The sequence below is a fragment of the Seonamhaeicola aphaedonensis genome, assembly GCF_003386195.1.
In the GTDB taxonomy this organism is placed as follows: Bacteria; Bacteroidota; Bacteroidia; order Flavobacteriales; family Flavobacteriaceae; genus Seonamhaeicola; species Seonamhaeicola aphaedonensis.
On the sequence record NZ_QRDX01000011.1, the window covers coordinates 7896 to 18544 of the forward strand.

Here is a 10649-nt window from a genome sequence, read left to right on the forward strand (position 1 = left end):
GAGATTCTCTACCATGAGTCTACTTTTCCATGTTTTGTTTTTAGATAAACCTCTTTTTCAAAAACGCCCTTCCAGAACCAGATTTTAAATATTTTTCGAAATTGTAAGCTTTATATTTATCGTTAAAAACAATATAAGTTATAATTTCAACGGGCAACCTGTTTTTTGTTGATATTACCTGTCCACTAGAGTGTTTCTTTAATCTGGATTCAAGATTAGAGGTACACCCAACATAATTTGTCCCACCTGAACATAAACATAATGTAAACCGTCCAAGTTTTCTTTTCCATAAGAAACAATTATAAATCGATGTGGGGCTTCACACACCGAAGCTCGTTATCAAAATTAAAATACTAAAGAGAGTAAAATAAAAAACTCGCCTTTGTTTTCCAAAAAGAAAACTCCGGCGAGCAAAGGTGGGCGCGAAGGGATTCAAACCCCTGACCCTCCCGATGGAAAATCGGGATGCTCTGAACCAATTGAGCTAGGCTCCTAAAAGATTCTCTACCATGAGTCTACTTTTCCATGTTTTGTTTTTAGATAAACCTCTTTTTCAAAAACGCCCTTCCAGAACCAGATTTTAAATATTTTTCGAAATTGTAAGCTTTATATTTATCGTTAAAAACAATATAATTTATAATTTCAACGGGCAACCTGTTTTTTGTTGATATTACCTGTCCACTAGAGTGTTTCTTTAATCTAGATTCAAGATTAGAGGTACATCCAACATAATTTGTCCCATCTGAACATAACATAATGTAAACCGTCCAAGTCTTCTTTTCCATAAGAAACAATTATAAATCGATGTGGGCTTCGCACACCGAAGCTCGTTATCAAAATTAAAACACTAAAGAGAGTAAAATAAAAAACTCGCCTTTGTTTTCCAAAAAGAAAACTCCGGCGAGCGAAGGTGGGCGCGAAGGGATTCGAACCCCTGACCCCTTGGGTGTAAACCAAGTGCTCTGAACCAACTGAGCTACGCGCCCTATAAATAGGTGTGCAAATATAACCTAGTTTTTAATATTGCAAAAACTTTTTTAAAGAAAATTTAAATTATTTCTGCCACTACAAAAGTACTCCCTCCAACAAAAACAAAATCCTCAAAAGACGCACTTTGCAACGCTTTTTTATAAGCCTCGTTTACAGAGTTATATGCCTCCCCTTGTAATCCATAATTATTAAAAACCAGTTTTAAATCTTTAGCTGGTAGTCCTCGAGAAATTTCAGGTTTACAAAAGTAATAAGTAGCTTGCTTTGGTAACAAATCGATTATAGAATTTACATCTTTATCATTAACAACACCAAAAACAATATGCAGCTTTTGAAAAGTTTCTTTTGAAATTTGAGACATTACATAACGAAGCCCTTCTCTGTTATGACCCGTATCACAAACAACTTTTGGATGCAGTCTTAAAACTTGCCAACGCCCTAATAAGCCTGTATTATGAACAACATTCAATAACCCTTTCTTTAAATGTGCTTCAGAAACTTTAAAACCTTTTAATCTTAATTCTTTAATGGTTTGAATTGTGGTTTTAATATTTTTAGGTTGATAAGTTCCTTTTAAATCACTTTCTAAAACTGCCTCCACTTCACTATCAGCAAATACAATTTTGGAGTTATTTTTTAATGCGAGTTCTCTAAAAACTTCCTGCGTTTCATTTTGTGTTTCACCAATAACTACAGGAATATTGGGCTTTATGATGCCTCCTTTTTCTACTGCAATTTTTTCAAGTGTATTTCCTAAAAACTGTACATGATCCAAGCCTATATTGGTAATAACGGAGACTTGGGGCATAATGACGTTGGTAGAATCTAAACGTCCGCCTAAACCAACTTCAATAACTGCAATATCAACTTTTTGTTTGGCAAAATAATCAAAAGCCATTCCAACGGTCATTTCAAAAAAAGACAACTGGTTTCCTTCAAAAAAAGGTTTATTGCGCCTAATAAAACCAATTACAAATTGTTTGCTAACTACTTGCCCGTTAATTTTAATGCGTTCTCTAAAATCTTTTAGATGTGGTGATGTATAGAGTCCTACTTTATATCCTGCTTCTTGTAAAATTGATGCTAGCATGTGACTTGTAGAACCTTTTCCGTTGGTTCCCGCTACATGAACAGATTTGAACTTTTTATGCGGATTATTTAAATGGTTTACCAATAAAAGTGTGTTACCTAAATCTGCTTTGTAAGCAGATTTACCCTGACGCTGATACATGGGAAGTTGAGAAAACATCCAGTCGAGCGTTTCATTGTAATTCATGAATTATTGCCCTAAGTTAAAGTTAACACTTACGAATCCTATTTGTCTTGCAGGCGCTTTAGAGTCTGGACGCCACTTATGAGAAAGGGCTATTTTTTTTGCAGGCTCTAACAAACATATTGCATTATTTGTTGTGCCCTTAACTCCTGGAGTGGCTTTAATAACGCGTCCGTTTCTATCAACTTCTATTTGCACCACCACCAATCCAGATTCGTTACAATCTTGTTTATATATTTGTCTAGTAGGTGCTCCACGTCCATTAAGCCCGTAACCAACCCCTCCACTTCCTGTTCCTGGGTCACCGAAATAACTTGAGGCATAAGGATTCCCATCCAATTGGCCTTTATCTCCTGGGGTATTGTCATTACCTTCACTTCCTGTCTGGGAACCATCCGATTTATTGATACCTCCAATCAAAGCATCTAATTTTTTCTTCTTCTCTTCTTGTTCTCTTTTCTCTTTAGCAATTTGTTCTGCTTCGGCTTTGGCTTTAGCTTCTGCAATGGCTTTCGCTTTTGCCTCAGCTTCTTTTTGCTTTTGTATAGCTATGGCCTCTTCATCTTCCTGAGTTAACACTTCTTCTTTTACTTCAGAAGATTTTGTAGGCTCTGATTTTGAAACCTCTGGTTGTGTAGGTTCATTTATTTGTTTCGGCTCCGACTTAACAGGCTTTTTGGGCTGCACTCTACCTTGTCCTACATTTGAATTTCCAAAATTAACAGCTACTCCATACTCTTCTGGCGGATCCATATATTGGGGTCCCATAACAAAAATCATTAGTAACAAAATCAAGGTAATCAGCAACGTAACTTTTGCTGAATCCTTTTCATGTTTTGTCTCAAAATACTTCATTCGTAATGACCTTTAAATCCTAAAAGCTATTGGGTAGATTTTACTGCCAATGTAGATTTAATTCTATTTCTATTCGCAATATCCATAATAAAAACCACATGTTTCATCTCTACATCCTGATCTGAGCGTATGGTAATGGATGATGTACTACTTCCTTGCATAGCCGTAAGAATTGTTTCTTCTAACTGACTTTTAGGAACCATTTTCATATCTACAAAATATTGATGCTTTTTGTTAACACTCACCGATATATTTTTTACTTGAGTAGTTTTACTCGATGATTTTGGCAACAATAAATCAATAGCTTCTGCCGAAACCAATGTAGAAGCAATCATGAAAAAGATTAATAGCAGAAAAACAATATCTGTCATTGATGACATACTGAATTCTGGTGTTACTTTATTTCTTCCTCTAAAATTCATCTATATAGGCTCGTTTAAATGATCTAAAAATTCTAAAGAATTAGCTTCCATTTGGTACACTACTTTATCGGTTCTCACCACTAAATGATTATAAGCTATGTAAGCTACAATACCCACAATTAAGCCACCAACCGTAGTGGTCATTGCCGTATATAAACCACCTGCCAAAACATCCATTTGAATAGACCCTCCTGCATTTGCCAATTCAAATATTGCTAAAATCATTCCAACCACTGTACCCAGAAATCCAATCATAGGCGCTGCTCCTGAAATGGTTGCTAGAATACTTACGTTTTTTTCTAATCCGTAAATTTCTAATCGCCCCGCGTTTTCAATGGTAGTATTAATGTCTGCGAGCGGTTTACCAATTCTGGTAATGCCTTTTCCTATTAATCTTGAAACTGGCGTGTTTACCTGAGCACAAAGTACCTGTGCAGAATCTATTTTGCCATTACTAACATGGTCTTTAATTTGATTCATAAAATTTGAATCAACTTTAGATGCCGCTTTGATAGCAAATAATCTTTCAAAATAAATATACACAGCAAATATTAACAGCAAGAACAGGATAGCTATAATAACTTGTCCTGCCGCACCACCGCTGGTTATTAATTCAATTATTGATAGTGTTTTTTCTACTGACTCTCCTTCAGTAATAGTTTCTGCTCCTTCTTGAGCGTTTTGTAGGGTTAAAAACAAGTTTAGCATATCATATAAATTTGTTGCAACTGTATAACGTTTGATTTATTACTAAAGTATAAATTTTATTTTGACTTTCATTTTATATAAAAGCAGAAAGATTAGTACAAAGACCAATCTTTCAAATTCTATACCAAAGATAATTTTACTCTGGCTTATATTAAAACAAAGTTCTTGTAACCATAAAGGCCGCAGCACCCACCAAAAATCCAGCTAGAGCTAACCATGATATTTTTCTCAAATACCAGAAAAAATCAATTTTTTCCATTCCCATAGCTACCACACCAGCAGCAGATCCTATAATAAGCATGCTTCCACCTGTACCAGCTGAATATGCTATAAAATGCCATAACTCATTATCAATTGGCTCTGAAAACATTCCCAAACTTGCTGCTACCAGTGGCACATTGTCAATTACCGCAGAACCAACTCCAAGTAATAATACTACTAAATCTGAAACACCTCCGTGGTGTAATTCTGTACCTAACATAGGCATCGTATCTTGAAGCGATAATGCAAATCCAAATAAAATCCCGAGGGACTCTAATGCTGCAACAGCCATTAAAATACCTAAGAAAAACAAAATACTTGGCAATTCTATTTTTGCTAATGCTGTATGAACAGGACTATGTTGCGCATGGGCATCACTCTCTGCTGAATCATGAATAGACATACTAAACTTAGCGCTACTGTAAATTTCAGCAAAGGTAGCAACAACACCTAAAGAAAGCATCATGCCTACATAAGGAGGTAAATGTGTTATTACCTTAAAAACAGGAACAAATACGATAGCTCCTAAACCTAAATATAACATAGTACCACTAAATTTAGATTTTGGCTTGTCTGAAGACTCTACAACATCTAAATCGCCTTTAAAGGCTGGTAAAAATGAAGCTATTAAAGATGGTACCGCCATACACAATAATGAAGGAACCAATAAATATCCTATTAAATGTCCTGTAGAAACCTTATTTCCTATCCATAGCATGGTGGTTGTTACATCACCAATTGGAGACCAAGCACCTCCAGCATTTGCTGCTATAATAATTAAACCAGCATACCATATTCTTACATTTCTATCTTTAACTATTTTTTGAAGGATTGAAATTAAAACAATTGTTGCAGTTAGATTGTCTATTATAGCAGATAGTATAAACGCTAAAATGGAAAAAATCCAAAGGATTTTAGTTTTACTTTTTGTTTTAATAAAACCTTTAATGGTGGCAAAACCATCAAAATAATCAATAATTTCAACAATAGTCATAGCCCCCAGTAAGAAAACCAAAATTTCTGCTGTTTTTCCTAAATGATGAAGTAAGGTTTCTTCCATAAGATGCATTTTCTCCTCATGCTCCATCAAGCCAAAGTTATCCAAAAGGGCGTGCTTTCCAGAGTCAAACCACTGAGGAAAATGTTCTAATCCTAAAGCAATTAAGGCCCAACAAATGGCCATCATAACCAGCGCCGGAATCAGTTTATCAATTTTTAAACTATGTTCTAAGGTAATAGCTAAATAGCCCATCACAAATACTAAAATGATAATTGTCTCCATATTTTTATTTAAATAAGTTGGTTAAGCGCTATTTCAAAAGCAGTAGCACTCAATCCTGTTTTAGAAGGATTTTTGCTATGTACTTTCTCAATGGCTTTTCTAATTGTTTTTGATGTATCGTTAAAAATTGCTTCGTCAGTCATTTGTACTTTACGTTCCATAAAATAAGCAAAAACTCTTGCCATTCCACAGTTTGAAATAAAATCTGGAATTAAACTCACACGGTAATCTGTATGTTCCATAATGGGTCCAAAGAAAATCTCTTTATCCGCAAAAGGCACATTGGCTCCACATGACACTACTTCTAATCCGCTATCTATCATTTCATCAATTTGATGAATAGTAATTAAACGGGATGCAGCACAAGGAGCAAAAATTTCTGTGTTTAAACTCCAAATTATTTCGTTGGCCTCTTCAAAAGGAATCAAATTTTCAACTGCTAAAGTATTACCCTTTTTGTTTAGAAAAAAATGACTTATATCATTAAATGTAAAACCGTCTTCATTTATTGCGGCTCCTGCAATATCAATAATGCCAACAATTTTAGCTCCCATTTGTGATAGATAAAATGCTGCCGCTGCTCCTACATTTCCAAACCCCTGAACCACAGCTCTTTTATCTTTTATATTACCTCCATAAATATCATAATAGTGCTTCACCGCTTCAGCTACCCCAAAACCTGTTATCATATCTGCAACGGTATATTTTCTCGAAACATCAGGTGAATAAATTGGATTTTCGATAACCTTTATAACCCCTTGCCGTAACTGACCAATCCTATTTATTTTATCAGCTTCAGTAGGTTTAAAGTGTCCGTTAAAAACACCTTCCTGCGGGTGCCAAACCCCACTTTGTTCTGTAATTGGAATAACTTCGTGGGTTTCATCTACATTCATATCGCCTCCAGTACCATAATAGCTTTTCAGTAAGGGTGAAACTGCTCCATACCAACGCTCTAAAACTTCTACTTTTCTTGGGTCTTTAGGATCAAAATTGATACCCGATTTGGCACCTCCTATTGCAGGTCCTGAAACGGTAAACTTAATTTCCATGGTTTTTGCCAGCGACAACACTTCATTCATATCCAACCCCTTTCTCATGCGTGTTCCACCACCAGCTGCTCCTCCTCGTAGAGAGTTTATCACTACCCATCCTTCTGCATCTGTTTTGGAGTCTTTCCAATTAAAAACTATTTCAGGTTCTTTGTTTTCGTAACGTTTTAATAATTCTTTCATTAGTTATACAGCATTAATTCAACATAAAGCCAACTTTTTAGAGACTAAAATCGGAAATCTGATGTAGCTAAAGTTGAGTCATTTTGTATAAGTAATTTTTAAATTCATTAAGTAACAAATATAAAAAACTTGATTGCTTAAATATTAATTTCCTGTTATTTTTAAGGAATAAATACTTTTCCTGAGCTGTGGTTTTTGGACGCTCCGGTAACACTTTTCAAACAATTAATTTCGTCTCTTAGTTTTAAAACGCCCAGAAACCCAAAAATGAGTGCCTCTTTATACTCTATAATCTCTTTTGAAGGAATAACTATTTTGTTATCTGTAAGTTGTTTTAATCTTTCAATTAAAAAAGTATTGTAGGCCCCTCCGCCAGTTACCAAAACAGAACCATTAGGAATTTCTAAAACACTTTTTGAAATTTGAACAGCAATATGCTCTACAAACGTGCGTAAAATATCTTTCACCTCTAAATTAAAGGAATTAATTATCGGGAACACATGGCGGTTTACCCATTCTAACCCCAAGGATTTAGGAGGTAAAATATTGTAATAACTTAGTGTATTTAGCTGTTCTAGTAAATCATAATTCAGATTACCTATGGAAGCTATTTGCCCTTCATTATCATAATCCAAACCTAAATTTTTCACATAGTGATTTAGAACGATATTGACAGGACAGATATCATAGGCTATACGCTTGTTACCCACTTCAGTAGAAATATTAGCAAACCCACCAAGATTGATACAAAAAACATATTCTGAAAAAAGGAGTCTATCACCAATGGGCACGAAAGGCGCTCCTTGTCCCCCTAACTTAACATCTTGTATTCTAAAGTCACATACCACTCTGTTGTTTACTAAAGTGGCTAAAAGAGGTAAATTCCCTATTTGATATGTGAGTGTTTTTTCAGGTTGATGTAACGCGGTATGTCCGTGTGAACAAATAGCATCAATATCAATAACATTATATTTGCTAATAAAATATCGAATAACCGAAGCCAAATAATCCGTATAATCTCGGTCTATTTGATATAACTCTTCTATTGACCTTAATGTTAAACTAGATAAAATTGATTTCCATTGATCATTGTAAGGAATTGTTTCTGCCAAATGAATTTGAAACTTCCAAGTCTCGCTACATTTAAAAGAAGCATAAACAAGGTCGATGCCATCTAAGGAGGTTCCAGACATTACCCCAATGATTTTATAGATAGATTTTATCATATTCACAAAAATAAAGATATTTATTAAAAATATTATACCAAATAATTATATTTGTTATTAATTTTATTAAGAGAGTAATTTATTGAAGTTATGGATTTTAGGCTTTCCGAAGAACACATCATGATTAAAAATGCGGCCAGAGAATTTGCTCAAACCGAATTGCTACCGGGTGTTATTGAACGAGATAATAAACAAGAATTCCCTGATGAGCTAGTAAAAAAAATGGGGGAATTGGGTTTTATGGGTGTTATGGTAAACCCAAAGTATGGTGGTAGTGGCATGGACACTATATCCTATGTTCTCATCATGGAAGAACTTTCTAAAATTGATGCCTCGGCCTCTGTTATGGTTTCTGTTAATAACTCATTGGTTTGTTACGGTTTGGAAGCTTACGGAACCGAAGCACAAAAAGAGAAATATTTAACGCGTCTTGCCAAAGGAGAATGTATTGGAGCATTTTGTTTAAGTGAACCAGAAGCGGGAAGTGATGCTACATCACAAAAAACTACGGCCATTGATAAGGGTGACTATTACCTTTTAAATGGTACCAAAAACTGGATTACCAATGGGGGGAGCGCCGAAATTTATTTGGTCATAGCTCAAACTGACAGAGACAAAGGCTCTCACGGCATCAATGTTTTTATTGTTGAAAAAGGCATGAAAGGTTTTGATATTGGACCAAAAGAAGATAAATTAGGCATAAGAGGGAGCGACACCCATACGCTACAGTTTAATGATGTTAGGGTACCCAAAGAAAATAGAATTGGTGCAAACGGATCCGGTTTTAGATTCGCCATGAAAACCTTATCTGGCGGACGTATTGGTATTGCCGCACAAGCTTTAGGTATTGCACAAGGCGCTTATGAACTAGCATTAAAGTATAGCAAGGAACGAAAGGCCTTTGGTACCGAAATAGCAAATCATCAAGCCATTGCCTTTAAACTGGCTGATATGTATACTGAAATTGAAGCAGCCAGATTATTAGTTATGAAAGCCGCCAACGATAAAGACAGCGGAAATAATTACGACCGTTCTAGCGCTATGGCTAAACTTTATGCTTCTGAAGTAGCCATGAAACATACCGTTGAAGCAGTTCAAATTCATGGTGGCAATGGTTTTGTGAAAGAATATCATGTAGAACGCCTTATGCGCGATGCTAAAATCACACAGATTTATGAGGGGACTAGTGAAATTCAAAAAATTGTAATTTCTAGGAGTATTTTGAGAGATTAAAAATTCTTTTTTGTTGAATTATTCAAGACGGGAAGATTCTGCTTAATGTCTTCTCAATTTCTGTTAAGTTCTATTGTAAACTTGGGAGATTACTTACTCAATATAAAAAAGGCTTTTACTATTCCAAAAGCGCAGTTTACTCAATCTCGATTTTCAAATTTATGAAACTATACTAGTTTTGGTCTATTCATTAATTTAACGCAACAATTCTCAAAATGGTAAAAAACATAATAATACTCTTGATTTTTTTAACTCCTTTGGCATACAACCAAAATGAAAAACCAGAAATTGATAATGACTATTTTTTAATTGGAACACTAGGAGATTACATGGGGCGTGAAAAATTTAAAAATATAGAAGAACGTGTTGACAAATACTATAAATCTGAAAAGAAACTCTGCACCTCCATTGATTCTATGTTTAAAAATAACTATCCCGACTTGAAATTGAGCTCACTTAAATATAAGACTTCTAAACAACGCATATTTGAATTGCACTCTAAAATACTCAGCAAAACAATAGAATCATTCTTCACTTATAAACCCTCTGGCAGGGGCACTTTCAAAGGGGATATGGCCTTTAAAGATATAGATTATGATACAATCGAGGATTTGCCCGGTTTTGTTAATAAACACTACGACACCATCTACCAAGGCAATCTGAGACCAGAAAAGTTCAACACAGAAATACAAAAACTTTCTTTTGTGACCGGAGCATATGTAAGGTATGGGTGGAAAAAAGATTCCTTGTACCAAATAAGCGTCGCTAATTCTACAAGTAAGGTTAAGCTATTAGACTCTTTGCTAAAGGAGTTAGGATGTAATCATGTGAATTATGAAATGAGAATGGCTATTCCTGTATCTCATAAAATTAGCTTTAAACCAACAGATCAATTAAAAGCCTATTTTGACACCTATAAAAAACTTAGAGAATAAACATTGACATTCATTAAGAAAATCCTTTACCCCTTTTTTATTAATATTTAAAATCATTTGTCATTGTAAAAACGCAAAAACCCTTCATATTTCTATGAAGGGTTTTGTTTATAAAAACACTGAGGTAATCAGTATCAAAAAAGGCAACGACCTACTCTCCCACAAATGTAGTACCATCGGCGCTAATGGGCTTAACTTCTCTGTTCGGAATGGTAAGAGGTGAGCCCCA

11 protein-coding genes, 2 tRNA genes and 1 rRNA gene are annotated in these 10649 nt (G+C 34.9%); 2 read left to right on the plus strand and 12 right to left on the minus strand.

Translation table 11 applies throughout. The annotated features are described in order from the left end of the window. Positions 1 to 40: 40 nt before the first annotated feature. The 11 genes from DFQ02_RS14575 to DFQ02_RS14625 form a co-directional block, all read right to left on the minus strand. On the minus strand, positions 41 to 307 hold the full coding sequence (locus tag DFQ02_RS14575; RefSeq protein WP_116525194.1) for a GIY-YIG nuclease family protein: 267 nt from the start codon (positions 305 to 307) through the stop codon (positions 41 to 43). Positions 308 to 417: 110 nt separating this feature from the next. Further along, a tRNA-Glu gene (locus tag DFQ02_RS14580) sits at positions 418 to 486 on the minus strand. 50 nt (positions 487 to 536) lie between these two features. After that, positions 537 to 785: a GIY-YIG nuclease family protein gene (locus DFQ02_RS14585; RefSeq protein WP_116525195.1), complete on the minus strand. Its 249-nt coding sequence runs from the start codon at positions 783 to 785 to the stop codon at positions 537 to 539. A 126-nt stretch (positions 786 to 911) separates the two neighbouring features. Further along, a tRNA-Val gene (locus DFQ02_RS14590) sits at positions 912 to 986 on the minus strand. A 62-nt stretch (positions 987 to 1048) separates the two neighbouring features. Further along, on the minus strand, positions 1049 to 2266 hold the full coding sequence (locus DFQ02_RS14595) for a bifunctional folylpolyglutamate synthase/dihydrofolate synthase (RefSeq protein ID WP_116525196.1): 1218 nt from the start codon (positions 2264 to 2266) through the stop codon (positions 1049 to 1051). 3 nt (positions 2267 to 2269) lie between these two features. Next, positions 2270 to 3118 (minus strand): energy transducer TonB, encoded by an 849-nt coding sequence (locus DFQ02_RS14600; protein WP_116525197.1) that lies wholly within the window; start codon positions 3116 to 3118, stop codon positions 2270 to 2272. A gap of 26 nt (positions 3119 to 3144) precedes the next feature. Further along, positions 3145 to 3540 (minus strand): ExbD/TolR family protein, encoded by a 396-nt coding sequence (locus DFQ02_RS14605; RefSeq protein WP_116525198.1) that lies wholly within the window; start codon positions 3538 to 3540, stop codon positions 3145 to 3147. Beyond that, positions 3541 to 4248, minus strand: coding sequence for a MotA/TolQ/ExbB proton channel family protein (locus DFQ02_RS14610; protein WP_116525199.1), 708 nt, complete (start codon positions 4246 to 4248; stop codon positions 3541 to 3543). It lies immediately after the preceding gene. A 151-nt stretch (positions 4249 to 4399) separates the two neighbouring features. Then, the gene (nhaD, locus tag DFQ02_RS14615) at positions 4400 to 5791 is read right to left on the minus strand and encodes a sodium:proton antiporter NhaD (protein WP_116525200.1); all 1392 of its coding nucleotides are present in this window, start codon (positions 5789 to 5791) and stop codon (positions 4400 to 4402) included. Positions 5792 to 5799: 8 nt separating this feature from the next. After that, positions 5800 to 7026, minus strand: a complete 1227-nt coding sequence (locus tag DFQ02_RS14620) for a Glu/Leu/Phe/Val dehydrogenase dimerization domain-containing protein (protein WP_116525201.1) — start codon at positions 7024 to 7026, stop codon at positions 5800 to 5802. 161 nt (positions 7027 to 7187) lie between these two features. Further along, the gene (locus DFQ02_RS14625) at positions 7188 to 8252 is read right to left on the minus strand and encodes an anhydro-N-acetylmuramic acid kinase (protein WP_116525202.1); all 1065 of its coding nucleotides are present in this window, start codon (positions 8250 to 8252) and stop codon (positions 7188 to 7190) included. A 90-nt stretch (positions 8253 to 8342) separates the two neighbouring features. On the opposite strand from DFQ02_RS14625, the gene DFQ02_RS14630 reads away from it, so the two are divergent. Further along, the gene (locus DFQ02_RS14630) at positions 8343 to 9485 is read left to right on the plus strand and encodes an acyl-CoA dehydrogenase (RefSeq protein ID WP_116525203.1); all 1143 of its coding nucleotides are present in this window, start codon (positions 8343 to 8345) and stop codon (positions 9483 to 9485) included. 215 nt (positions 9486 to 9700) lie between these two features. Continuing rightward, positions 9701 to 10420 (plus strand): hypothetical protein, encoded by a 720-nt coding sequence (locus tag DFQ02_RS14635; RefSeq protein ID WP_116525204.1) that lies wholly within the window; start codon positions 9701 to 9703, stop codon positions 10418 to 10420. A 138-nt stretch (positions 10421 to 10558) separates the two neighbouring features. Here the strand turns inward: DFQ02_RS14635 and rrf are convergent. Next, positions 10559 to 10649, minus strand: a 5S ribosomal RNA gene (rrf, locus tag DFQ02_RS14640); the annotation flags it as partial.